The sequence below is a fragment of the Cellulosimicrobium protaetiae genome, assembly GCF_009708005.2.
GTDB classification, from domain to species: Bacteria; Actinomycetota; Actinomycetes; order Actinomycetales; family Cellulomonadaceae; genus Cellulosimicrobium; species Cellulosimicrobium protaetiae.
The window spans coordinates 3,763,201-3,786,173 of sequence record NZ_CP052757.1; the positions used below are offsets into that span (position 1 = coordinate 3,763,201).

Consider the following 22,973-nt stretch of genomic DNA (forward strand, 5'->3'; position numbering starts at 1 on the left):
GTGTTCCGTTGGTCACGCGGCGTCCTGCGCGGGCGGTGCGCGGTCAGTCCGCGACCGGCACGTCCACGAACCGCACCGGCGTGCTGCCGTCCGAGACGGTCGTCGAGCCGTCGGGCACGTCGACGACGACGGTGCCGGCCCCCGTGTCCGGCCAGACGACCGTCACCCGGGACGTGACGCCCGGGTTCAGCGAGCCGACCTGCAGGTCCGCGAGGACGTTGCGCTCGTTGAGGTCGTAGAACGTGGGCTCCACGAGGTAGTCGACCGGGTAGACGCGCACGCCGCCGTCGAGCAGGGTGACGTTGCTCGCGCCCAGGAACCCGCTGCCGAGGTCGCCGCGCCCGTCGCGGACGGACCCGAGCACGCTCACGAACGTCGCGTAGTCCGTCCCGTCGTTGCGCACGTCGAGGGTTCCGACGAGATAGCCGCCCGCACGACGCACCTCGACGAGCTCGACGTGCAGGTCCTGGACCGCGCCGACCGAGTCGAGGTGCTCGAGCGTCGCACCCCCGAGCCCTTCGACGGTCGGCCCCGCTGCCGGCACGGCGTCGCCGTCCGTCGACCCCTCGGCGACGACGGGCTCGTCGGCCGCGGTGAACTCCACCGTGACCCGGCGGTTGAGAGCGCGTGCCTCGTCGGTGAGCTCGGCCGTGACCGGCTCGCGCTCGCCGCGCCCCTCGACGCGCACGTCGAACCGACCGAGGTCCGCGACCTGCCCCAGCCGGTCTGCCACGGCTCGCGCGCGGCGCTCCGACAGGTCCTGGTTCGCGGCGTCGTCACCCACGTCGTCCGTGTGCCCGGCGACCACGAGCTCGCCGTCCGCCGCGAGCGCGAGCTCGCGCGCCACGGCCTCGAGCGCGGTGTCCGCCTCCGGGCCGAGGTCGGCGGAGTCGACCGCGAAGAGCACGTCGGAGCTGACGTTGACGCTCACCTTCTCGCCGGTGTCACGCGTGCGGACGGCGTCGTCGGCCGTGGCGCTGTACGTCTCGAGGACGGCGGTCGGCGCCACGACGTCGTCGACCCCGGACGGCGCGAGGTCGGCCACCGGCACCGTGAGCCCGTCGGCGTCGGCAGCAGCCACCACCGGGATCTCCTCGACGAGACCGAGGGACGGGACGAGGACCGCGGTGGTCGGCGTGGTCGGCGCGTCGAACGCGACGAAGCCCACGACCGGCTCACGGCCCGGCGCGATCATGTACTGGTCGCCCAGCTCGGCGAGAGCCTTCCCGGAGACCGACCGCGCCGCCTCTCGGACGACACCGGAGTCGAGGTCGACCAGCCGCACCCCGTCGAACGAGTCGTCGTAGTCCGAGATCGCCCGGTTCCCGAACACGTTCCCGGCCAGCAACGAGCCCTCGCCGCCGATCGCCCCGAGCTCGACGCGCAGGACGGCGAGGTCCCCGTCGACGACCAGGGGACCGACCGTGCCCTCGATGTCGAGCCCGAGGACGTTGCCCTGGACCGCGACGGGTGTCGGGTCGGTGGAGAGCGTCGGCGGCGCGGAGGTCGCCTGACCCGGGCCGGGATCCGGCGCGTCGGCGCCGCAGCCCGCAAGGGTCAGGGCCACTCCCGCCAGGAGGACGGGCGCGACGCCCGCCCTTCGCGTCCGGTTCCGCTGGTGCATCGTGCGCTCCCCCGTCGATCGTCGTCTGACCCGCGGACGACTCGACCCCCGCGCGGCGGCCCCGACACTAGCCGACACGGGGACGCCTCTCCGAGCCGACCAAGAACGTCAACCTCTATTGACAGTCTGCGCGTCGTCAACCTAGATTGACATCCATGGAACCCGTCGACATGGACGCCGCGAGCAGCACCGACCCCGACACGGGGCTGCGCGCCGTGCGGTCGCTGCGCGTGCTCGCCGAGCGCCTCGAGGCGCTCCAGGTCGAGCACGCCCGGTCGCTCGGCTGGTCGTGGCAGGAGATCGCCGACCGCCTCGGAGTCTCCCGCCAGGCCGTGCACAAGAAGTACGGGGCGTCCCGCACCACCAGGAGGTCATGACATGTTCGAACGCTTCGCCGCCGACGCCCGCGACACGGTGGTCGGCGCCCAGGAGGTCGCTCGCTCCCGCGAGGACGACGCCATCGACGCCGTGCACCTGCTCCTCTCCCTCGCCCGCCAGGAGGGCGGCGCGGGCGCGGCCGCGCTCGCGGCGGCCGGGGTCGACGGCGCCGGGCTCGAGCGCCACGTCGACGCCGCGCGCCGGCACGACACGCTCGACGGCCCCGCCCTCGCGGCGCTCGGGATCGACCTCGACGAGATCCGCGCGCGCACCGACGTCGTCTTCGGCCCTGGGGCGCTCGACCGCGCGGGCGACGGGGAGCGCGCCCGCGGTCGGCGCAACCGCCGGTCCCACATCCCGTTCACGCCCGAGGCGAAGAAGACGCTCGAGCTCTCGCTGCGCGAGGCGGTGCACGAGGGGTCGCGCACCATCGACTCGGGCCACGTCCTCGCGGCGGTCGCGCGGGCGAAGGGTTCGACGGCGCACCGCGCGCTGGTCGACGCGCTCGCCGAGGCGGGCTCCGACGTCGCGGGCCTGCGCGCCGCGCTCGCGGCACGGCAGCGCCGGGCCTCCTGAACCGTCCGGCCGGGCACGCTCAGCGGGGCCGGAGCACCAGCAGGTCGCCGATCTCGCACCCCAGCGCGTCGCAGACGGCGGTGAGGGTGGAGAAGCGGACGGCGCGCGCCCGGTCGTTCTTGAGCACCGAGAGGTTGACGACGGTCACCCCCACCAGCTCCGCGAGCCGGCTCAGCGTCATGCCGCGCTCCTCGAGCAGCTCGTCGAGCCGGCAGTGCACGCGCCCGGGGTCCTCCTCGGGCGGCATCAGACCAGACCCTCGGTGTCGCGCTGGAGCCGCTCCCCGACACGCATCGCGCCGGCCACGGCCCCCAGCGCGATCGCGACGAGCAGCAGCCCGAGCGGGAACGCCGTCACGAAGACCGTGCCGCTCCCTGGGTCACCCCCGCCGAGCGCGGACCGCGCGGCACCGCCGACGACGACCGAGGCGCCGACCTGCACGAGCCACGCCACGAGGGTGGCGAGGCACGCGACGAGCACGAGGCGCGTGGTCGCGGCCGTGAACGCCAGCCCCCGCACCACGCGGCGGCAGAACAGCGCGAGGCACACCGCCGTGACGGCGAAGGCGGTGGGCATCGCCACCGCCTCGACGAGCGCCGCGGCCCGCGCCAAGCCGGCCAGGTGGGGGACGTCGACGACCACGGATCCAGCCGTCGCGGTCACGTCGGCGCCGCCGGGGCCGAGGGGCGCGCGGACGACCTCGTCGCCGGTCAGCTCGACCCGGACGGGGACCGGCCCGTCGCCGAGGAGCTCGGCGACACGCCGCACCATGACGACGGCCGCACCGACGACCACGGCCGCCGCGACGAGCATGGTGACGACGACGTCCGACCGGTCGAGCTCGACGAGCGAGAAGCGCTTGCGGGGTTCGGTGGGCACGGGATCCTCCCTGGGACTGCGCCATGCATATCGGAGAGCGATAACAACGACAAACGATACTATCGTTTTTCGATATGCGCCACGAAGTCGTCGAACGGTGTCCCGGAGCGTCGGCAGCGCGACGACGCGTCACGGCGACTCCCACCTCAGGTGGACGCCGGGTCTCCGGGGACCGGACGACGGGGGGACGCCGTCGGTGACGCCACTCCCTAGCGTGGTCGCCATGCCCCGACCCGACCTCCGTCCGGGGCGCGCCGCCGTCGACCTCGCAGCGCGCCCGACACCGACCACGACCAGCGGCCACCGGACGGGTCGGACCGTGCTGCGCGCCGTCGTCGTCCTCGTCGCGAGCCTGGTGCTCGGCGGCACGACGTCGTACGCGCAAGGACTCCTGCCCGACGCCGCGGCGCCCTTCGCCAACTCGGCGAGCGGGTGGACCGTGCTCACCGCCCTCCTCGTCGCCTGGCACGCGGGCGACCCCCGCGCCCGGACGTGGCACGCAGCGGTGCTGGGCGCCGCGAGCTTCGTCCTGCTCGTCCTCGGCTACACCGTCGCCGCCGACCTGCGCGGGTTCTTCTACGACCCGGTGCTGTTCGGGGTCGTCGGCGTGGTGGTCGGCCCGTTCGTCGGGGTCGCGGCGGCGTGGTTGCGGCGCACCGGTGTGCACGCCGCCCTCGGCACGGCGTTGCTCGCGGGCGTCGGTCTCGGCGAGTGCGTCTACGGGCTCACGACGGTCGTCGAGACGACGGGCGCCACCTACTGGGTCGCGATCGGCGTCGTCGCGCTCGTCCTGCTCGCCGCCATGCTCGCGCGCCGCGTCCGCGGCGCCGTGCCCGCCACGATCGCCGTCACGGGCACCGCCGTCGTCGCGGCCGCGTTCGTCCTCGCCTACCGAGCCCTGGGCACGATCGGCTAGCCCTCAGCTCCCCCGGACCACTCAGAGCTTTGTCACGGGCGAGTAGCGCAGCAGGAGACGCTTGGTCCCGTCGGCCCCGAAGTCGATCTTCGCGACGGCGTTCGGCCCGGCGCCCTCGAGCGCGACGACCGTCCCGAGCCCGTACGCGTCGTGCGTCACCTTGTCCCCCACCGCGAGGTTCGGCACGTCCCCGTCGGCCCGCGGCGTCGCGGACCCGAACTTCGCCCCACCGGTAGGCGAGCCGAACGCGGCGCGGGCAGGGGCCGACGACGACGGGTCGTGGCGGGCCTGGCGGGAGCGGCCCGAGGAACGAGGGCCGCGGAGGGTAGACCCGTCGTCGTCGGCCCCGGACCGCGCCCCCGACCACGACCCGGACCCCGACCGCGACCCAGACCAGGAGCCGGAGCCGGAGCCGCGACCCCACACGGACCCGCCCGCGCGCAGGGTCGCCATCGACGACTCGCGCCGCCGCCAGTCCCACAGCTCCTCGGGGATCTCCTCGAGGAACCGACTCGGCGGGAACTCGTTCGCCATGCCCCACGCGGACCGCACCGCGGACCGCGACACGTAGAGCCGCTCGCGCGCGCGGGTGATGCCCACGTAGGCGAGGCGGCGCTCCTCGGCGAGCTCGGCGTCGTCGTGCAGGGATCGCATGTGCGGGAACGTCCCGTCCTCCATGCCGGTGAGGAAGACGACGGGGAACTCGAGACCCTTGGCCGTGTGGAGCGTCATGAGCGTGACGACGCCCGGGTCCTCCTTCTCCTCGCCCTCCGCTTCGTCGTCCGCGTCGTCCGCGGGGATCTGGTCGGCGTCGGCGACGAGCGAGACACGCTCGAGGAAGTCGGACAGCGTGCCCTCGGGGTCCAGCTCGGTGAACTCCGTCGCGACGGCGTGCAGCTCGGCGAGGTTCTCGACACGCGTCGCGTCCTGCGGGTCGTCGCTCGCGCGCAGCTCGGCGAGGTAACCCGTGCGGTCGAGCACGGCACCGAGGATGTCCGACGGCGTCGCGCCGGAGTCCGCGAGCTCGCGCAGGCCGGTCATGAGCTCGACGAACGCGCGCAGCGGGTTGAGCGTGCGGTTGGTGAGGCCGGGGATCTCGTCGATGCGGGCGAGCGCCGCGCCGAACGAGATCCGCTCGCGGTCCGCGAGCGCCGCGACCGCGCCCTCGGCCCGGTCCCCGAGCCCGCGCTTGGGGGTGTTGAGCACGCGGCGCAGGTTGACGTCGTCGTCGAGGTTGTCGATCGCGCGCAGGTACGCCACGGCGTCCTTGACCTCGCGGCGCTCGTAGAAGCGCGTGCCGCCGACGACCTTGTAGGGCAGGCCGACGCGGATGAGCACCTCTTCCAGCGCGCGGGACTGGGCGTTGGTCCGGTAGAACACGGCGACGTCGCCGGGGCGCACGCCGTCGGAGTCGCCGAGGCGGTCGATCTCCTCCGCGACGAACCGCGCCTCCTCGTGCTCGTTGTCCGCGACGTAGCCGATGACCTTCGCGCCCGCGCCCGAGTCGGTCCACAGCCGCTTGGGCTTGCGGTCGGGGTTGCGCGAGATGACGGCGTTGGCCGCGGAGAGGATGTTCTGGGTCGAGCGGTAGTTCTGCTCGAGCAGGATGGTGCGCGCGTCGGGGTAGTCGGCCTCGAACTCGAGGATGTTGCGGATCGTCGCGCCGCGGAACGCGTAGATCGACTGGTCGGCGTCGCCGACGACCGTGAGCTCCGCGGGGTCGAGCGCGGGGACCTGCGCCGCGCCCGTCCCGCTCGTCGCGGCGTCGGTCGCGGCGGAGTCCTCGCCGACGCCCGCGAGCTCGCGCACGAGCACGTACTGCGCGTGGTTGGTGTCCTGGTACTCGTCGACGAGCACGTGCCGGAACCGGCGGCGGTAGTGCTCCGCGACGGCCGGGAACGCCTGGAGCAGGTTGACCGTCGTCATGATGATGTCGTCGAAGTCGAGCGCGCTCGCCGCGACGAGCCGCGCCTGGTAGCGCGTGTAGACGTCGGCGAGCACCTGGTCGAACTCGGGCACGCTCGCGCCGTGCTGGCCGCCGCGCGCCGCGAGCCCGTCGTCGGTCGCGTGCGCTCCCGAGTCGCGCGCGTAGGTCTCGGGGTCGACGAGCTCGTTCTTGAGGTCCGAGATCTTGTTGGCGAGCGAGCGGGCCGGGTACTTCTTGGGGTCGAGGTCCAGCTCGCGCGTGACGAGCGTGATCAGGCGCTGCGAGTCCGCGGCGTCGTAGATCGAGAAGCTCGACCGCAGCCCGAGCGTCTTGGCCTCGCGCCGCAGGATGCGCACGCACGCCGAGTGGAACGTCGAGACCCACATGTTCCGCGCGCCCGGCCCCACGAGCGTCTCGACGCGCTCGCGCATCTCCGCCGCAGCCTTGTTGGTGAACGTGATCGCGAGGATCTGCCCGGCGTTGGACCGGCGCGTGGCGAGCAGGTACGCGATGCGGTGCGTGAGCACGCGCGTCTTGCCCGACCCCGCACCCGCCACGATGAGCAGCGGCCCGCCCGCGTGCACGACGGCCTCGCGCTGCTGCGGGTTGAGCCCGTCGAGCAGCGCCTCGGGATCGAGGTGGGCGTACCGGCCGCGACGCTCGCCCGGCACCGAGCCCGACGACGCGCTGTCGCCTCCCGTCCCCGCCCCGCCCTGGGCGCCGTCCCCGGCGGGCGACCCCGCGCCGTCGGGCACGGCCGGGTCGTCGGTCCAGCGCGGGGCGGTCCGCGGGAGGCGGGACTCGCCGCCGTGGTCGACGCGCGGGCCGTCGAACAGCGTGTCGAGGCCGGGCAGCGGGAGGTTCTCGAAGAGCGAAGCCATAGCCCCTCCAGCCTAGGCGCCCGCACCCACACCCGATGCCGCGCTCGCCGATGAGTCGTGCCGTCGACGACGGTCTCCCCCATGACGACCGCAGCACCCGCCGCACCCCAAGGAGACACACCATGGCGACGACCCACCTCACCGGCGTGCACACCGTCGCGGTCCCGGTCACCGACCAGGACCACGCGCTGGAGTTCTACACGGGGACGCTCGGGTTCGAGGTCCGCATGGACGGCGAGCTCCAGGAAGGGTTCCGTTGGGTCGAGGTCGCTCCCCCGGGCGCCGCGACGTCCGTCGCGCTCGTCGCGGCCGGCGACGGCTTCCCCGCGGGGGTCGACACGGGCGTGCGCCTCACGACCTCGGACGCGGCCGCCGACCACGCGGCGCTCACCGACGCCGGTGCGGACACCGGCGAGCTCCTGCGCTGGGAGGGCGTCCCGCCGATGTTCTCGCTGCGCGACGTCGACGGGAACACGCTCTACGTCATGGAGCTGCCGGGCTGACCGGTCCGCTCTCGGGCAGGCTCAGGTGATCGCGAGCCCGACGCCCCAGGTGGCCGCCGCGAGCAGGCCACCGAGCAGCTGGACAAGGATCGTGATGCCGGTCGCCTGCATCGCGGCGACCGTCGCGCGCCAGGCGGCGCGACGGTCGCGGCGGCGCAGGAGCTCCGCGACGAACACCGCGAGCACGAACCCGATGAACAGGCCGATCACGGGGATGACGAAGAAGCCGACGACGCCGGCGATCCCGCCCCAGACGAGGGTCGACCACGGGACGTCGGCGCGGCGCATGTGCCGTCCCGCCAGCACGTACTGCGCCACCTCGGCCGCGACCACGAGCACCGCGGCCACGGCGAAGACGACCCACGCCGCGGTACCGCCCGTGAGGATCGCCCAGACGAGGATCGCGCCGAGCACGAGCACGTTCCCGGGCAGGATCTGCACGACGATCCCGACCAGCCCGACAAGGATCGCCAGCCCGACGAGGACCTCTCCGCCCATGCTCACGGCGCCCACCTTCGCACAGGGCGCCGAGAAGTGACCATCCGCCCCGGAGACGGACGACTCGGGGGCGGGGAGACACTTCTCGGCAGCCTGTCCTCACCCGCCGGGAGCGAGAGGCACGAGTGCGGGGTGCGGGACGCCGTCGAGCACCCAGGTGCGGATCATGGCGCTGAAGAGGTCCGGGTCTTCCGCGCTCCACTGGTGGTGCATCCCCGGCGCCAGGCGCACGACGGCGTCCGGGACCCGGCGTGCGATCGTCGCGAGCGCACCGCGCGCCGGGCGCAGGTCGCGCGACCCGGCGACCGCGAGCACCCGCGCCCCGGTGGTCTCCAGGCCCTCCGGCCAGGCGCCGCCGTACTGCTCGGCGACCTGCCGTTCCATGTTGGTCCGCCGGATGGCCAGCCCGGTACGCACGAACACGTCGTGCGCTTCCCGGGGGAGGCGGAGTGCGTACGCCTGTCCCCGCCAGTACCAGCGCCGGTCCCACACCCGCAGCTGCGCCCGGCCGATGGCGCCCAGGATCCCGGGCACGCCGTCCACCACGGCGCCGGAGGCGAGGACGGACGTCGCGAGCGCAGGGTGCCGCGCTGCGAGCCGGAGAGCGACGAGCCCGCCCAGCGAGAGACCGACGACGTGCACCTCGCGCTCGGCCGCGAGCGGTGCCAGCCACGCCGCGAGGTCGTCGGCCGTCGCGTCGAACGAGTGCCAGTCCGCAGCGGCTCGCGTGCCGTAGCCGGGGAGGTCAGGGGTCCAGACGTCGAGGTCGTCGAGCGCCTCGACCTGCGGCTCCCACATCCAGGAGGCGACGCTCCCGCCGTGGAGCAGGACGACGGACGCCCGCTCGGTCCCCGGCACCCCCTCGCGCCGGCTCGGGTGGTGCACGACGGCGTCCGGCACGGTCACGGGAGCACCTCGCCCTCGGTCGCGTCGAGCCACGCGAGCTCCGTCCGGGCGTGGACGAGCCCGTGGCGCAGGGTCGCGAGCCGGAGAGCGAGCCCTCGGGTGTCCCGGACGCGGTCGGCGTCGGCCCCTCCGCCGGCGAGGACGGACGCCACCCGCTCCTCCTCCGCGGTCAGCGTGGCGATCGTCTCCTCAGCCAGCGCGCGGCGGGTCGCGAGGAGCGTCGCGAGTCCGTCGTCGTCGAGCTGGTCGGCGAAGAAGAGCCGGCCGAGGAAGGGCTCGCGGGAGTCCTCCGGCTCGAGCGGCGAGGCGAGCCAGTCGCGCAGCGCCGCGCGGCCGGCGTCGGTGATCGTGTGGACCTTGCGGTCGGGATAGCTCTCCTGGGGCACGACCTCGACCTCCGCGAGGCCGGCGTCCACGATCGCGGCGAGCGTGCGGTAGAGCTGCGAGCGGTCGGCCGCCCAGAAGTGGCGCACGGACGAGTCGAACGCGCGCTTGAGGTCGTAGCCGGTCATGGGCTGGAGGGTGAGCAGGCCGAGCACGAGATATCGAAGGACCATGCGACTAGTGGACCATGCGACTACTCTGGACGCAAGGGTTCAACCCGGACACGGCACGAGGTCGGCAACGGCGGGCGAGATCGGCAACCGGGAGTGCCGATCTCGCCCGCCGCTGCCGACCTCGCGAGGAAGCCGGCCGCCGGGCGTCAGTTCCAGAAGACCGCGACGAGGATGTTCACGAGGGTCAGGCCGCCGATGGCGTGCTTGACGCCCGGGGCCACGGCGCCGTCGGCCGCCTTGGTCGCCTGACGCTTGGCGACGAACGCGAGCACGGCGATGACGAGAGCGACGACCAGCTTGACGCCGATCTTGGCCATGTCCGGGCCGCCGCTGGCCCAGTCCTTCCAGACCGACGCCTCGCCGATGCCCACCATGGCGACCCCTGCGACGAGCGCGGTGAGCGCGCCGTGGAAGACACCCTTGTAGAGGCCCGGCGAGCGCAGGGACGCGAGGTAGCCGCCGAGGACGATGGCCCACCCGATGAAGTGCAGCGCGACGAAGACGTTGTAGAGGAACTCCATGCCGCCATCCTATTTGCTGACGCGCGTGTCGTGAAAGTTTGCACAAGGTGAGATACGCCCGGTTCTCGCGTCGAGCGCGCCGCCCGGACCCCGCCGCGCGTCAGGCCTGGACAAACCAGACTGAATCAGTCTAGTATTTCCGGTTTCCCACGATACGGACGAGGGGTGTCCACGGCGCTGGACCGCCGCTATCGTTCTGCGCATGACCACGGCAGCCCGCACCCTCCTCGTGACCTCGCGTCACGGGATGCCGGCGTGCGCGCACACGTGTCTCAGCTGTTGTCGCTGAACCGCGCCCGACTCAGCGCGAGCCCGCACGCTCGCCCCTCTCCCCGGAGAACCCCTGAGAACCGGCGCGCGCCGTCGGTCCTCAGCCACTCGCACCCTCGCTGAGCGCTCGCCGTCGCGCGTCCCCGCCCCCGACGAGGACACGAGGAACCCCGATGACGCAGGCCACGACTGCGCCTGACACCACCCCCGCAGGGCCGGAGCGCCCCGCGCGGCCGGCGCGGGCCACGGGAGAGCGCCCCGCGCGCCCGGCCCGGGCGGCCCGCCCGAACGGCCAGTGGAAGGTGGACGGCACCGAGCCGCTCAACGCGAACGAGAAGTGGAAGCAGGAGGACGGCGGCCTCTCCGTCCGCGAGCGGATCGAGACGATCTACGCGCGCGAGGGCTTCGACTCCATCACGGGCGACGACCTGCACGGGCGTTTCCGCTGGTGGGGCCTGTACACCCAGCGCAAGCCCGGGATCGACGGCGGCAAGACGGCGACACTCGAGCCGCACGAGCTCGAGGACAAGTTCTTCATGCTCCGCGTCCGCATCGACGGCGGGGCGCTCACGACCGAGCAGCTGCGCGTCATCGCGGGCATCTCGACGGAGTTCGGCCGCGACTCCGCCGACATCACCGACCGCCAGAACATCCAGCTCCACTGGGTCGAGGTCGAGAACGTCCCGGAGATCTGGCGCCGCCTGGAGGCCGTCGGTCTCCAGACCACGGAGGCGTGCGGCGACGTCCCGCGCGTCGTGCTCGGCAGCCCGGTCGCGGGGATCGCCGCCGACGAGCTCATCGACATCGGCCCGGCCGTCGCGGGGATCACCGAGAAGTACATCGGCGTCCCCGAGCTCGCGAACCTCCCGCGCAAGTTCAAGACCGCGCTCACGGGTCACCCGAGCCAGGACGTCGTGCACGAGATCAACGACGTCGCGTTCGTGGCGCACCGCCACCCCGAGCTCGGCGTCGGGTTCGACCTGTGGGTCGGCGGCGGGCTGTCCGCGAACCCGCGCCTCGGCGAGCGCCTCGGGGCGTTCGTCACCGAGGAGCAGGTGCCCGACGTCTGGCACGGCGTCGTGCAGATCTTCCGCGACTACGGCTACCGCCGCCTGCGCAACAAGGCCCGCCTGAAGTTCCTACTCGCCGACTGGGGACCGGAGAAGTTCCGCGAGGTCCTCGAGACCGAGTACCTCGGGTACGCGCTGCCCGACGGCCCGCCCGCCCCCAAGCCGCCGGTCCCCGGCGACCACGTGGGCGTGCACAAGCAGAAGGACGGGCTCAACTACATCGGCGCGGCACCCTACGTGGGGCGCGTGTCCGGGACGATCCTCGCCAACGTCGCCGACCTCGCCGAGTCCGTCGGCTCGCACCGCGTGCGCCTCACGCCGCACCAGAAGCTGCTCGTGCTCGACGTCCCGGACGAGCACGTCGAGCACGTCGTCTCGACGCTCAAGGCCAACGGGCTCGACGCCGCCCCGAGCCCGTTCCGCCGCAGCACCATCGCGTGCACGGGCATCGAGTACTGCAAGCTCGCCATCGTCGACACCAAGGACACCGCCAGCTCCACGATCGACGAGCTCGAGAAGCGGCTCGGCGACCTTTCCCAGATGAAGCCGCTGTCGCTGCACGTCAACGGCTGCCCCAACTCGTGCGCGCGCATCCAGACGGCGGACATCGGCCTCAAGGGTCAGCTCGTCATGGACGACGACGGCGAGCAGGTACCGGGGTTCCAGGTCCACCTGGGCGGCGGGCTCGCGTCGGACGACCGGGAGCTCGCCGGCCTGGGCCGCACCGTGCGCGGCCTCAAGGTCACCGCGAGCGACCTGCCCGACTACGTCGAGCGCGTCGTCCGACGGTACGAGGCCGACAAGGACGGGACCGAGACGTTCGCCCAGTGGGCGCACCGGGCCGACGAGGAGGCGCTCCAGTGAGCGAGGACCAGGGCGCGACGACCACCACCGCCGGCACCCCGTCGTCGGGCACCGCCGACCCGCTGGCCGCGCTGCGCGCCGCGGCGCGGGCGAAGGCCGAGCAACGCGAGAGCGCGAAGGCGGCGCACCACGCGGAGCGCGAGCGCCACGGCCGGCCGAAGCGGTCGCTCGACGAGCTGCGCGAGATCGCGCGGCGCGGCGAGGAGCTGCTGCACGGCGACGGCACGCCGGGCGTCGAGGGTGCCACGCGTCCGGAGGCGACGGCCGAGGAGGTCATCGCCTGGGCGGCACGCGAGTTCGGGACGTCCGTCGCGGTCGCGTGCTCCATGGCCGACGCCGTGCTCCCCCACGTCGTGGCGGCGCAGGTCCCCTGGGTCGACGTCCTGTTCCTCGACACGGGCTACCACTTCGCCGAGACGGTCGGGACGCGCGACGCCGTCGAGCAGCAGATGGACGTGACGATCGTCGACGTCCGGCCCGAGCTCACGGTCGCCCAGCAGGACGCGGCGCACGGCAAGGACCTGTTCGGTCGCGACCCGGCGCTGTGCTGCCAGATGCGCAAGGTCGAGCCGCTGCACCGCACGCTCGCGGGCTACGAGGTGTGGGTCACGGGCGTGCGCCGCGACGAGGCGCCGACCCGGACGAGCACCCCGCTCGTGACCTTCGACGAGAAGAACGGGCTCGTGAAGATCAACCCGCTCGCGGCCTGGTCGTTCGACGACCTGCTCGCGTACGCCGCGCGGCACCAGGTGATCCTCAACCCCCTGCTCAACGACGGCTACCCGTCGATCGGCTGCCAGCCGTGCACCCGGCGCGTCGCGCCGGGCGAGGACCCGAGGGCCGGCCGCTGGGCGGGGCTCGACAAGACAGAGTGCGGACTCCACGTATGAGGACGGGCATGACGACCATCGACCTGACGACCGACGCACCGGGCTCCCCCGCCGGTGCTCCCGCCGGCGCCTCCGCAGAGGCTGCGCCGGCCCCCGCCACGGCGCTGCCGGGCGGGCGCCGCCTCGCGCAGCTCGACGCGCTCGAGAGCGAGGGCATCCACATCATCCGCGAGGTCGTCGCCGAGTTCGAGCGGCCCGTGCTGCTGTTCAGCGGCGGCAAGGACTCCGTGGTGATGCTGCACCTCGCGGTCAAGGCGTTCGCGCCCGGCCCGGTGCCGTTCCCCGTGCTCCACGTGGACACGGGCCACAACTTCCCGGAGGTGCTCGCCTACCGCGACGCGACCGCGCAGCGCCTCGGCCTGCGGCTCGAGGTCGCCAGCGTGCAGGACTACCTCGACGACGGCCGCCTGCGCGAGCGCGCCGACGGGACGCGCAACCCCCTGCAGACGCAGCCGCTGCTCGACGCGATCTCGGGCCACCGGTTCGACGCCGTGTTCGGGGGTGGCCGTCGCGACGAGGAGAAGGCGCGCGCCAAGGAGCGCGTGTTCTCGCTGCGCGACGAGTTCGGTCAGTGGGACCCGCGCAACCAGCGCCCGGAGCTGTGGAACCTCTACAACGGGCGCCACCGGCCGGGCGAGCACGTCCGCGTGTTCCCGCTGTCGAACTGGACCGAGCTCGACGTGTGGCGCTACATCGCACGCGAGCGCATCGAGCTCCCCGAGCTCTACTACGCGCACGACCGCGAGGTGTTCGACCGCGACGGGATGCTGCTCGCCGTCGGGCCGTACTCGGAGCCCCGCACGGACGCCGAGGCCGCGTCCCTGCGGACGGAGAGGGTGCGCTATCGCACCGTCGGCGACATGTCGTGCACCGGCGCCGTGCGCTCCGACGCGACGGGCGTCGAGGACGTCATCGCGGAGGTCGCCGCGACCCGCATCACCGAGCGCGGCGCGACCCGCGCCGACGACCGCCTCTCCGAGGCCGCGATGGAAGACCGCAAGAAGGAGGGGTACTTCTGATGGGCACCCAGACCAGCACCGTCGCCGAGGGCGCGACCCTGCCGCTCGACGACGCGCGGCGCGGCACGCTGCTGCGCCTCGCGACGGCGGGTTCCGTCGACGACGGCAAGTCCACGCTCGTGGGCCGCCTGCTCTTCGACTCGAAGTCCGTCCTCGCCGACCAGCTCGACGCCGTCGAGCGCGTCTCGCGCGACCGCGGGCTCGAGACCGCCGACCTCGCGCTGCTCACCGACGGCCTGCGGGCCGAGCGTGAGCAGGGCATCACGATCGACGTCGCGTACCGGTACTTCGCGACGGCGCGCCGCTCGTTCATCCTCGCCGACTGCCCCGGGCACGTGCAGTACACGCGGAACACGGTGACCGGGGCGTCGACGGCGGACGTCGTCGTGCTGCTCATCGACGCGCGCAAGGGCCTGCTGGAGCAGACGCGCCGCCACCTCGCGGTCGCGAGCCTCCTGCGCGTGCCGCACGTGGTCGTCGCGGTCAACAAGATCGACCTCGTCGACTACAGCGAGGCCCGGTACGAGGAGCTCGCGGCGGACATCCGCGCGGCCGCGACGTCGCTCGGCGTCGGCGACGTGCACACGATCCCGGTCTCCGCGCTCGTGGGCGACAACGTGGTGGACCGGGCGAGCGTCAACACGCCCTGGTACGACGGCCCGAGCCTGCTCGAGCTCCTCGAGGAGCTCCCGACGGGCGACGACCCGGAGGCCGAGGCGTTCCGCTTCCCCGTGCAGGTTGTCATCCGCCCCCAGGCCGCCGCCGAGGAGCGCTACCGCGACTACCGCGGGTACGCCGGCCAGGTGGCGTCGGGCGTGGTGACGGTCGGGGACGAGGTCGTGGTGCTGCCGTCCGGCCGCCGGACGACCGTCGTCGGGATCGACACGGCCGACTCGCTCGCGTCCGGCGAGGAGCTCACGGAGGCGTTCGCCCCGCAGTCCGTGACGATCCGCCTCGCGGACGACGTGGACGTCGCGCGCGGCGACCTCATCGCCTCCGCTGCCGAGGCCCCCGAGGTCACGCAGGACGTCGAGGGCACCGTCGCGTGGCTCAGCGACCGCCCGCTCCTGCCCGGCGCCCGCGTGCTGCTCAAGCACACGACGCGCACCGTGCAGGCCGTCGTGCGCGACGTCGTCGGGCGGCTCGACCTCGACACCGCCGAGCTCGAGCCCGCCGAGCGCCTCGACCTCAACGACATCGGTCGCGTGACGCTGCGGCTCGCGTCGCCCGTCGCCGCCGAGGAGTACGTCGTCGCCCGGCGCACGGGCGCGTTCCTGCTCGTCGACGGCCAGGACGGCGGCACGCTCGCCGCCGGCATGGTCGGCGACGCGCTCGCCGCCGCGCGCCGCCCGGCGTCCCGGCCCGGCTCGTACGCGATCTAGGCTGGCAACCGTGACCGCACCCGAGCACGAGACGTACCCCCTGGGCCTGCGTCTCGACGGCCGCCGGACCGTCGTGGTCGGCGGTGGCCCCGTCGCGGCGCGCCGCACGCGCGGGCTCCTCGACGCGGGCGCCGTCGTTTCGGTCGTCGCGCCGTTCGTGTGCGAGGACCTCGCAGAGCTGCTCGCGGCCCACGGGACCGAGGACGCCGGAGGCGCCCACGGGCACGCGGTCGCGCCCCGGGACCGCGGCGCGCGGCTGTCGTGGGTGCGGCGCGACTACCTCACGGGCGACCTCGACGGCGCGTGGCTCGTCCACACCGCGACCGGCGACCCGCACGTGGACGCCGAGGTCGCGGCCGACGCCGAGGCCGACCGGGTCTTCTGCGTCGCCGCGGGTGACGCCGACCTCGCGACCGCGTGGGTGCCCGCCGTGGCGCGTACGCGCGTCCCGAGCACGGCTCCGGGTGACGTTGCGGGCGGTCCGGCTCGCGACGACTCGCTCCGCCAGGCCGCAGAGGTCACGGTGTCGGTCAACGCGGGCCGGGACCCACGGCGCGCCCAGCGCGTGCGCGACGCCGTCGCCGCCCTGCTCGAGACGGGCGAGCTGCCGCTCCGCGCCGTGCGCGCGCCCGGCGTCGCCTCGTCGGGCGCCGACGAGCAGCTGGGCGGCCTGCCGCTCGCCGGTGCCGTCACGGCACCGCTCGTGCGCCCGGTGGGGTCGGTCGCCCTCGTCGGGGGCGGGCCCGGCGACACGGGGCTGATCTCGGTGCGCGGGCGACGCCTGCTCGCGGAGGCGGACGTCGTCGTGGTCGACCGGCTCGGGCCACGCGGCCTGCTCGCCGAGCTCGGCGACGACGTCGAGGTCGTGGACGTCGGCAAGACGCCGGGGCACCACCCGGTGCCGCAGGCGGAGATCAACCGGATCCTCGTGCACCACGCCCTCGTCGGGCGGCGGGTCGTGCGCCTCAAGGGTGGCGACCCGTACGTGTTCGGCCGCGGCGGCGAGGAGCTCGACGCGTGCCGCGAGCACGGCATCCCGGTGGAGGTCGTGCCGGGCGTGACGAGCGCCGTCTCCGTCCCCGCAGCCGCAGGCATCCCCGTGACGCACCGCGGCCTGTCCCGCGGTTTCACCGTGCTCACCGGGCACGAGGACGTCGGCAAGGTCCCGGCGGCGAGCGACCACACGGTCGTCCTGCTCATGGGCGTCTCGCGGCTCGCGGAGACGGCGGACGCGCTCGTCGCGCAGGGCCGCTCGCCCGAGACGCCCGTCGCGGTCGTCGAGGACGGCTACGGCCCGCGCCAGCGGACGACGGTCGGCACCCTCGCGACCATCGCCGACCGCGCCCGCGAGGCGGGCGTCCGCCCCCCGGCGGTCACGGTCGTGGGCGACGTCGTCACCCTCTCCCCCGCCTGGCCGACCCCCGCCCCTCGCTGAGTGCATGAAATAGTCGCCCTCGAATCGGTTCGAGGACGACTATTTCATGCACTCAGCGGTCAGAGGAGGCGGCGCTGGGCCGCCCAGCGGGTGAGCTCGTGACGGGACGAGAGCTGGAGCTTGCGCAGGACCGCGGAGACGTGGGTCTCGACCGTCTTGATCGAGATGAACAGCTCGGACGCGACCTCGCGGTAGGTGTAGCCGCGTGCGATGAGGCGCATGACCTCCTGCTCGCGGGCCGAGAGCCGGTCGAGCTCGTCGTCGCGCACCGCGACGTCGCCCGCGCCCGTGCCGAACGCGTCGAGCACGAACCCGGCGAGGCGCGGCGAGAACACCGCGTCGCCCCCCGCGACCTGCCCGACGGCCGCCGACAGGTCCGGCCCGGAGATCGCCTTGGTCACGTACCCGCGCGCCCCGGCGCGGATGACCGCGACGACGTCCTCCGCGGCGTCGGACACCGACAGCGCGAGGAACCGCACGTCGCCGAGCACATCGGCGCAGCGCTGGATGACCTCGGCGCCGCCGCCCCCGTTCCCGCCGGGCAGGTGCACGTCGAGCAGCACGACCGGGGGCCGCAGCTCGTGCACGCGCGCGACCGCGGACTCGACGTCGTCCGCCTCCCCCACCACGGCGACGAGCGCCGGGTCGAGGCTCGCGCGCACGCCCGCCCGGAACATGTGGTGGTCGTCGACGAGCACCACCGGGACGGGGCCGGTCGCTGGGACGCCGTCGGCGGGCGTGCTGGGGATGGTCGTCACGGGTCCTCCTGGTTCGACGGGGCGCTCGACGGGGTGCCCGACGGCGGGCGGGCGGGCTCGGGCTCTCCCGTCACGGCCCGTGGCACGCGCAACCGTACCTCCGTGCCCCACCCCGGCCTGCTGATGATCTCGGCCTTGCCGCCGCGGCGCTGGACGCGCCCGAGGATCGACTCCCGGACGCCGAACCGGTCGGGCGCGACGTCGTCCATGTCGAAGCCGTCCCCGCGGTCGCGCACGAAGACCTCGACGGCCGCGTCGCTCACCTCGAGGTAGACCGAGTACGGCGGCCCGCCGTGCGCGACGGCGTTGACGAGCGCCTCCCGCGTCGCCTGGAGCAGCGCCGCGGTCTCCTGGGTGGGGGTGCAGTCGCCCACCACGACGACGTCCACGACGACCGGTCCCGGGTCGGGCTCGGCGCCGCCCGGCACGCCGGCACCGGGAGCCCCGATGGGCTCGGCCCGTCGGCCGACACGCCCGTCCTCGATCTCCGCGACGAGCCCGCGCAGCTCGGCGGCGAGCGACGTCCCCGGCGAGGGGCGGTCGTCGTACAGCCACTCGCGCAGCTCGCGCTCCTGGGCGCGCGCGAGGCGCGCGACCGTGTCGGAGTCCGACGCGCGGGCGCGGATGAGCGCGAGCGTCTGGAGGACCGAGTCGTGCAGGTGCGCGGCGATGTCGGCGCGCTCGGCCTCCCGGGCGCGCGCGGCACGCTCGTCCCCGAGCTCGCGGACCAGCTTGAGCCACCACGGGGCGAGCACGATCGCGACGCCGCCGAGGACCGCGACCGCCGCGACCGCCGCGCGGACGATCTGGGTGGGCCGCGCGTCCTGCCCCACGAGGAGGACGATGCCCACGAGCACGAGCACGACGCCGCCCGCGATGCGGAGGACCCCGGCGGGCGTGCGCCCGCCGGCCCGCGTGAGCAGGCGGCCGCGCTCGACGGCGTCGAGCTGGCTCCACGCGAGCGCCGCGCCCGCGAGCGCGATGAGGACGGGGATCACCCACGACACCTCGACGTCGATGCCGGTGCGCAGCGCGACGAGCAGGGCGGCGCCGCCCAGCAGGACGACGCCGATCGCGACGTCGCGCACGGGGAGCCGGCGCACGCTGCCCTGCAGCCGCGGCGCGAGGCGCGACAGCGACGCCGGGCGCTGCTCGTCGCGCGCCGCGGCCGGGTCGCCGGACGGCACCGTGAGCCACCAGAACACGTAGAGCGCGACACCGGCACCGCCCGCGAGCCCGAGGAACGCCATCACGAGGCGCACGACCCCGACGCCCACGCCCAGGTGCGCCGCGAGCCCCGCGCACACGCCGGCGACCCAGCGGCCGCGCTCGGGGCGGCGCAGCGGCAGGTCACGCGGGCGGGCACCGGGCCGGGCACCGCGACCGGTGCCGCTCGGTGCGCCGGGCCGCGGGCCGGGGCGTGCAGGAGTGGTCACCCCCCGATCGTCACACGTCCCGGGCGCTCGGAGCGCCCCCGGACGGGGAAACCAGGGTCGCGCAGCGACCCGTTCAGGGTCGGGTCAGGGTGGCACCCGATACCGGCGAGGCGGCTCCGGGACCAGCATGGTGGTCATGAGCACTCCCGACCTTCCCGGACCCGGCCCCCAGCCCGGGCCCTCCGGCGGCGCCGCCAACACGCCCGGCGCCCAGCCGGGCACCGTCCCTCCAGGGCCGGGCGGCCCCGACCCCGCGTGGACCGGGCCCTCCGGCCCGACCGATCCCGGGCAGGGTCCGCCGCAGGGCCCTCCCCAGGGTTCGCCGCAGGGCCCGGGCGCGACCCGCCCGAACGGCACCGACGGGTTCTTCGACGCCGTCCGCCGTGTCGGCATCTACCGTGCGGACGACCGGTGGATCGGTGGTGTCGCGTCCGGCGTCGCCGAGCGGTTCGGGATCGACCCGCTCATCGTGCGCGGTCTGCTGTTCGTGACGTTCTTCCTGTCCGGTGCCGGGCTCGTCCTGTACGGCGCGGCGTGGGCCCTGCTGCCGGAGCGGCGCGACGGGCGCATCCACCTGCAGGAGGCGTTCCGCGGCAACGTCGACGTCGCGCTGCTCGGCGCGGCCGCGTTCGTCGTCGTGGGCTTCTCCTGGGGCGGCGGCTGGTGGTCGTGGTGGGACGCGCTCCACCTGGGGTGGCTGACAGGTCTGTTCTGGGTCGCGGCGTTCGTCACCGTGGCCGTCGTCGTGGCCTCGGCTCTCACGCAGCGCGGCCCCCGGGGCACCCAGGGCGCGCCGCCGCCGGCGCCGCCGTGGCCCGGAGGTCCCGGCGCCCCGGGCGCCGGTGGTCCCGGGACGCCCGGGTACGGCCCGACCGGACCCGGGTACGGTCCGACCGGGCCGGGGAACCCTCCCGGCTCTCCCGGTGGCGGCCCCGCACCGACCGACGCCCCGTGGGGCACCCCCGGGACGCCGTCGGGCGCCGCGCCCACCGGCCCCCAGGACCGCGTCACCTGGTCCGCCGAGGCCGGCCCCTACACGTCGGCCGCGCCGGGCGTGACCGCGCCCGTCCCCCCGTACGCCTCGGGCGCACCGCTCGGCCCGACGGCGCCCCGCGCCCCGCAGGCCGGAGCACCGCGTGTCCACCAGGGACGGCAGAACCCGTCCGCGCCGCGGCCGCCACAGCCCCCGCAGGCTCCCCGGCCGCCGAAGCCCCCGCGCACCCGGGGGCCGGGAGCGACCACGACCGGCATCGTGGTCGGGCTGAGCCTCCTGCTCGGCGCGTTCCTGCTCGTCGTCGAGCGCCAGGGCGAGCTCCCCTGGCCCGTCTTCCTCACCTGGGCGGGCCTGTCCGGCATCCTCGCCGGCCTCGCGATCGTCGTCAGCGGCCTGCGCGGGCGGACGAGCGGCGGCCTCGGCTGGCTGGCCGTGCTCCTGCTCGTCGTCGCGCTCCCCGCATCCGCGTGGCGGTCCGCACCCTTCACCTTCTTCCTCGACGACTCGGTACGGACCGTCACCGACGGCACGCACCGCGTGACCGACCCGGACGTCGCCGAGGAAGGGTTCGGGGTCACGTTCGGCGACCCGACGATCGACCTCACCGGGCTCGACCTGTCCGACGCGACGGCGGCCTCCCCCGTCGAGGTCCCGGTCCAGCTCGGTGCGGGTGACGCGACGGTGGTGGTGCCCGACGGCGTCCCCGTCCGTGCGGAGGTCCAGGTGCTCGCCGGCAACGCCCGCTGGCACGTCGACGGCGACCGGCAGGAGATCGGCGGCGTCAGCACGCAGCCGGTCACGTTCGACAACGACGAGGTCCAGTCCGGCGACGACCCGCTGCTCGTGCTGCGGGTCGAGGTCGGGGCCGGTCAGATCACGATCGAGGAGGACTGATGAACGACGGAGACCGCCGCGACGACGACACGCGGCCGCTCGGCGACGAGCTGTTCGACACGCCCCGGACCGCGACCCCGGGAGCGGACGCCCACCCGACGGTCCCGCTGTCCACCGAGCCGCCGGCCACGGAGCCTCTCGTGGGAGACCCGGCGGCACCCGAGCCGCTCCCGACGGAGCCGCTGCGCTCCGGGCCGCCGGCTCGGGACGGGGAGACGTCCGTCCTGGACGTGCCCGGGCCGACGACCCACGAGCCCCCGGAGACGGTTCCGCACACCCTGTCGAGCCCTGGGCCGACCGCCGGCGCCGTCCCGCCCTCGGGGCCGGCACCCGTCGCGACGTCGCCTACGGCGCACCGGCCGCCCGGTGCGCCCGCCGAACCCACCTCACCGGTCCGTCGCGGCCCGCGCGTCTCCACGATCGTGTGGGGATTCGTCATCGTCGCGTTCGGCGTCGTCGTCCTCGCCGCCGCGCTCGGCGCACGGGTCGACCTCGGGCTCGCCACGATCGTCGTGCTCGCCGCGGCAGGTCTCACGCTCGTGATCGGGTCCATCGTCTCGGGGGCCCGGCGCCGGCGAGGCTGAGCCGGTCCGGCCCGTGCCGCGCGGGGCGCCCGCCGCGCCGACCCTGACACGGCGGGCCGAGACGATACAGGCGGAGACACACCGAGGGGCCGTGGCACACGTGCCACGGCCCCTCGGTGTGTCCGAGCGACGCCGCCCCGCACACTCTCCCCGGTGCGACCCGGCGGGAGCGGGTCCTCGGCGTCCGGACGGACGGCCGGGACGGTCAGGGGGTCGGCTCGTCGCCCCGACGCTCGGGCGGGGTGACGGTCGGACCGGTCGCGGGCGGCGTCGTGTCCGGCGAGGCGGCGGGTGACGCACCGGGGGCGGACGGCGTCCCCGTGCCGGGTGCGCCCGTCGCCTCGACGGGCGTCGCGGCCGCGCGCGCCTCGGCGCCCGGAGTCGAGAGGGCGGACGCGCGGCTCGGCGGCTCGGCCGGAGGTGTGGGCTCGGGACGGACGGGCGGCGCGGTGGGAGCCGCATGGGCGGGCGCCACGTGTCGGCCCGCGTCCGACAGGTCACCCGACGACGTGTACGCCCCCGGCGTCTCGACCGCGACGCTGGGGCCGCCCGCGAGCCGCCGGAGCGCGATCCCGACGAGGATGAACAGGACACCGAGCCCCATGACGAGCAGGCACACGCCGAACGCGACGACGGACGTGAAGAGCGACGCCCGGAGGAACGACGCCGTCATGACGGTCTGGCGCGTCGGGTCGTCCTGGTCGAGCTCGGCGTACGTCTGGCCACCGCTCGCCTCGAGGGCGTGCTTGTTGATGACCTCGGCCTGCGCGTACGCGGTGAGCGGCCCGTTGACGTGGCGGCCCGCCATGAACGACGCGTCGTCCGAGACGGTGATCTCCTCGGCGGAGAGCTGGTTCGCGACGACGATCCAGGTCCCGATCCCGGCGAGGAGGAGGACGATGCCGGCGATGATCGACACGAGGCCGATGCCCCGTGCCCCCTTCGCCGGTGTGACGGTGACGGTGCTCGACATGGCGCGCTCTCCCCTTCGTCAGGACCCACCTGATGCCGCCCGCGGGCCGCGACCCGCGGGCGCGGGACCGCCGCAGGGCGGTCGAACCACCCATACGGGACCCACGGTAGCGACGACGACGACGGACCGCGCGGCGAACGCGCACCTCAGCGCGTCGCCCGGAGCCCGGCCCGCCCTCACCGCGGGCCGCGGGCCGGACGGGACCGGTCCGACGTCACCCCGCGCGGGGATGGGAGGA

General features: G+C 74.7%; 22 protein-coding genes. 11 read left to right on the plus strand and 11 right to left on the minus strand.

Going from position 1 to position 22,973, the window contains the following annotated elements:
* Nucleotides 1-43 precede the first annotated feature (43 nt).
* On the minus strand, nt 44-1,624 hold the full coding sequence (locus tag FIC82_RS16175; protein ID WP_154799191.1) for an OmpA family protein: 1,581 nt from the start codon (nt 1,622-1,624) through the stop codon (nt 44-46).
* Nucleotides 1,625-1,779: 155 nt separating this feature from the next.
* On the opposite strand from FIC82_RS16175, the gene FIC82_RS16180 reads away from it, so the two are divergent.
* On the plus strand, nt 1,780-2,001 hold the full coding sequence (locus FIC82_RS16180) for a helix-turn-helix domain-containing protein (protein ID WP_154799192.1): 222 nt from the start codon (nt 1,780-1,782) through the stop codon (nt 1,999-2,001).
* 1 nt (nt 2,002) lies between these two features.
* The gene (locus FIC82_RS16185) at nt 2,003-2,578 is read left to right on the plus strand and encodes a Clp protease N-terminal domain-containing protein (RefSeq protein WP_154799193.1); all 576 of its coding nucleotides are present in this window, start codon (nt 2,003-2,005) and stop codon (nt 2,576-2,578) included.
* 19 nt (nt 2,579-2,597) lie between these two features.
* Here FIC82_RS16185 and FIC82_RS16190 read toward each other — a convergent pair whose 3' ends face one another.
* Nucleotides 2,598-2,825 (minus strand): helix-turn-helix domain-containing protein, encoded by a 228-nt coding sequence (locus tag FIC82_RS16190; protein ID WP_154799194.1) that lies wholly within the window; start codon nt 2,823-2,825, stop codon nt 2,598-2,600.
* Complete coding sequence (locus tag FIC82_RS16195) at nt 2,825-3,457, minus strand: hypothetical protein (RefSeq protein ID WP_154799195.1); 633 nt, start codon at nt 3,455-3,457, stop codon at nt 2,825-2,827. The genes FIC82_RS16190 and FIC82_RS16195 overlap by 1 nt, the downstream gene beginning before the upstream one ends.
* 223 nt (nt 3,458-3,680) lie before the next feature.
* On the opposite strand from FIC82_RS16195, the gene FIC82_RS16200 reads away from it, so the two are divergent.
* A complete protein-coding gene (locus FIC82_RS16200; RefSeq protein WP_253691230.1) occupies nt 3,681-4,373 on the plus strand; it encodes a DUF6518 family protein in 693 nt (230 codons plus the stop codon).
* A gap of 21 nt (nt 4,374-4,394) precedes the next feature.
* On the opposite strand, the gene FIC82_RS16205 is transcribed toward FIC82_RS16200, so the two are convergent.
* Nucleotides 4,395-7,181, minus strand: a complete 2,787-nt coding sequence (locus tag FIC82_RS16205; RefSeq protein ID WP_154799196.1) for a UvrD-helicase domain-containing protein — start codon at nt 7,179-7,181, stop codon at nt 4,395-4,397.
* A 122-nt stretch (nt 7,182-7,303) separates the two neighbouring features.
* Between FIC82_RS16205 and FIC82_RS16210 the strand changes: the two genes are divergently transcribed.
* Nucleotides 7,304-7,684, plus strand: a complete 381-nt coding sequence (locus FIC82_RS16210) for a VOC family protein (protein WP_154799197.1) — start codon at nt 7,304-7,306, stop codon at nt 7,682-7,684.
* 21 nt (nt 7,685-7,705) lie between these two features.
* On the opposite strand, the gene FIC82_RS16215 is transcribed toward FIC82_RS16210, so the two are convergent.
* From FIC82_RS16215 to FIC82_RS16230, 4 genes are all read right to left on the minus strand, one after another.
* Nucleotides 7,706-8,188: a DUF456 domain-containing protein gene (locus tag FIC82_RS16215; RefSeq protein ID WP_168731999.1), complete on the minus strand. Its 483-nt coding sequence runs from the start codon at nt 8,186-8,188 to the stop codon at nt 7,706-7,708.
* 93 nt (nt 8,189-8,281) lie between these two features.
* Nucleotides 8,282-9,088 (minus strand): alpha/beta fold hydrolase, encoded by an 807-nt coding sequence (locus FIC82_RS16220; RefSeq protein ID WP_154799198.1) that lies wholly within the window; start codon nt 9,086-9,088, stop codon nt 8,282-8,284.
* Complete coding sequence (locus tag FIC82_RS16225; protein WP_154799199.1) at nt 9,085-9,645, minus strand: PadR family transcriptional regulator; 561 nt, start codon at nt 9,643-9,645, stop codon at nt 9,085-9,087. The genes FIC82_RS16220 and FIC82_RS16225 overlap by 4 nt, the downstream gene beginning before the upstream one ends.
* A gap of 146 nt (nt 9,646-9,791) precedes the next feature.
* Nucleotides 9,792-10,166 (minus strand): hypothetical protein, encoded by a 375-nt coding sequence (locus tag FIC82_RS16230; RefSeq protein WP_154799200.1) that lies wholly within the window; start codon nt 10,164-10,166, stop codon nt 9,792-9,794.
* Between the two features lie 443 nt (nt 10,167-10,609).
* Here FIC82_RS16230 and FIC82_RS16235 point away from each other — a divergent pair, with 443 nt between their 5' ends.
* From FIC82_RS16235 to cobA, 5 genes are all read left to right on the plus strand, one after another.
* The gene (locus tag FIC82_RS16235; RefSeq protein WP_154799201.1) at nt 10,610-12,370 is read left to right on the plus strand and encodes a nitrite/sulfite reductase; all 1,761 of its coding nucleotides are present in this window, start codon (nt 10,610-10,612) and stop codon (nt 12,368-12,370) included.
* A 176-nt stretch (nt 12,371-12,546) separates the two neighbouring features.
* Complete coding sequence (locus FIC82_RS16240) at nt 12,547-13,260, plus strand: phosphoadenylyl-sulfate reductase (RefSeq protein WP_418884360.1); 714 nt, start codon at nt 12,547-12,549, stop codon at nt 13,258-13,260.
* Nucleotides 13,261-13,268: 8 nt separating this feature from the next.
* The gene (cysD, locus tag FIC82_RS16245) at nt 13,269-14,279 is read left to right on the plus strand and encodes a sulfate adenylyltransferase subunit CysD (protein ID WP_154799202.1); all 1,011 of its coding nucleotides are present in this window, start codon (nt 13,269-13,271) and stop codon (nt 14,277-14,279) included.
* Nucleotides 14,279-15,661 carry a sulfate adenylyltransferase subunit 1 gene (locus tag FIC82_RS16250; protein WP_154799203.1) on the plus strand — a complete coding sequence of 461 codons (1,383 nt, stop codon included), beginning with the start codon at nt 14,279-14,281 and terminating at the stop codon, nt 15,659-15,661. The genes cysD and FIC82_RS16250 overlap by 1 nt, the downstream gene beginning before the upstream one ends.
* Nucleotides 15,662-15,671: 10 nt before the next feature.
* Nucleotides 15,672-17,096, plus strand: a complete 1,425-nt coding sequence (gene cobA, locus FIC82_RS16255; RefSeq protein ID WP_168732000.1) for a uroporphyrinogen-III C-methyltransferase — start codon at nt 15,672-15,674, stop codon at nt 17,094-17,096.
* Nucleotides 17,097-17,155: 59 nt separating this feature from the next.
* On the opposite strand, the gene FIC82_RS16260 is transcribed toward cobA, so the two are convergent.
* Together FIC82_RS16260 and FIC82_RS16265 are read right to left on the minus strand one after the other, a co-directional pair.
* Nucleotides 17,156-17,773 (minus strand): LuxR C-terminal-related transcriptional regulator, encoded by a 618-nt coding sequence (locus FIC82_RS16260; RefSeq protein ID WP_154800428.1) that lies wholly within the window; start codon nt 17,771-17,773, stop codon nt 17,156-17,158.
* Nucleotides 17,774-17,850: 77 nt separating this feature from the next.
* Complete coding sequence (locus FIC82_RS16265) at nt 17,851-19,290, minus strand: ATP-binding protein (RefSeq protein WP_168732002.1); 1,440 nt, start codon at nt 19,288-19,290, stop codon at nt 17,851-17,853.
* 136 nt (nt 19,291-19,426) lie between these two features.
* On the opposite strand from FIC82_RS16265, the gene FIC82_RS21270 reads away from it, so the two are divergent.
* The gene (locus tag FIC82_RS21270) at nt 19,427-21,178 is read left to right on the plus strand and encodes a PspC domain-containing protein (protein WP_154799205.1); all 1,752 of its coding nucleotides are present in this window, start codon (nt 19,427-19,429) and stop codon (nt 21,176-21,178) included.
* Nucleotides 21,178-21,762 (plus strand): hypothetical protein, encoded by a 585-nt coding sequence (locus FIC82_RS16275; protein ID WP_154799206.1) that lies wholly within the window; start codon nt 21,178-21,180, stop codon nt 21,760-21,762. The genes FIC82_RS21270 and FIC82_RS16275 overlap by 1 nt, the downstream gene beginning before the upstream one ends.
* Nucleotides 21,763-21,967: 205 nt before the next feature.
* Here FIC82_RS16275 and FIC82_RS21305 read toward each other — a convergent pair whose 3' ends face one another.
* The gene (locus tag FIC82_RS21305) at nt 21,968-22,735 is read right to left on the minus strand and encodes a hypothetical protein (RefSeq protein ID WP_336240055.1); all 768 of its coding nucleotides are present in this window, start codon (nt 22,733-22,735) and stop codon (nt 21,968-21,970) included.
* Nucleotides 22,736-22,973 lie beyond the last annotated feature (238 nt).

Excerpts from the sequence above, each read along its gene's own strand:
- FIC82_RS16175 (WP_154799191.1), bottom strand. The coding sequence starts at position 1,624 with ATGCACCAGCGGAACCGGACGCGAAGGGCGGGCGTCGCGCCCGTCCTC.
- FIC82_RS16180 (WP_154799192.1), top strand. The coding sequence starts at position 1,780 with ATGGAACCCGTCGACATGGACGCCGCGAGCAGCACCGACCCCGACACG.
- FIC82_RS16185 (WP_154799193.1), top strand. The coding sequence starts at position 2,003 with ATGTTCGAACGCTTCGCCGCCGACGCCCGCGACACGGTGGTCGGCGCC.
- FIC82_RS16190 (WP_154799194.1), bottom strand. The coding sequence starts at position 2,825 with ATGCCGCCCGAGGAGGACCCCGGGCGCGTGCACTGCCGGCTCGACGAG.
- FIC82_RS16200 (WP_253691230.1), top strand. The coding sequence starts at position 3,681 with ATGCCCCGACCCGACCTCCGTCCGGGGCGCGCCGCCGTCGACCTCGCA.
- FIC82_RS16205 (WP_154799196.1), bottom strand. The coding sequence starts at position 7,181 with ATGGCTTCGCTCTTCGAGAACCTCCCGCTGCCCGGCCTCGACACGCTG.
- FIC82_RS16210 (WP_154799197.1), top strand. The coding sequence starts at position 7,304 with ATGGCGACGACCCACCTCACCGGCGTGCACACCGTCGCGGTCCCGGTC.
- FIC82_RS16225 (WP_154799199.1), bottom strand. The coding sequence starts at position 9,645 with ATGGTCCTTCGATATCTCGTGCTCGGCCTGCTCACCCTCCAGCCCATG.
- FIC82_RS16230 (WP_154799200.1), bottom strand. The coding sequence starts at position 10,166 with ATGGAGTTCCTCTACAACGTCTTCGTCGCGCTGCACTTCATCGGGTGG.
- FIC82_RS16235 (WP_154799201.1), top strand. The coding sequence starts at position 10,610 with ATGACGCAGGCCACGACTGCGCCTGACACCACCCCCGCAGGGCCGGAG.
- cysD (WP_154799202.1), top strand. The coding sequence starts at position 13,269 with ATGACGACCATCGACCTGACGACCGACGCACCGGGCTCCCCCGCCGGT.
- FIC82_RS16250 (WP_154799203.1), top strand. The coding sequence starts at position 14,279 with ATGGGCACCCAGACCAGCACCGTCGCCGAGGGCGCGACCCTGCCGCTC.
- FIC82_RS16260 (WP_154800428.1), bottom strand. The coding sequence starts at position 17,773 with ATGTTCCGGGCGGGCGTGCGCGCGAGCCTCGACCCGGCGCTCGTCGCC.
- FIC82_RS21270 (WP_154799205.1), top strand. The coding sequence starts at position 19,427 with ATGAGCACTCCCGACCTTCCCGGACCCGGCCCCCAGCCCGGGCCCTCC.
- FIC82_RS16275 (WP_154799206.1), top strand. The coding sequence starts at position 21,178 with ATGAACGACGGAGACCGCCGCGACGACGACACGCGGCCGCTCGGCGAC.
- FIC82_RS21305 (WP_336240055.1), bottom strand. The coding sequence starts at position 22,735 with ATGTCGAGCACCGTCACCGTCACACCGGCGAAGGGGGCACGGGGCATC.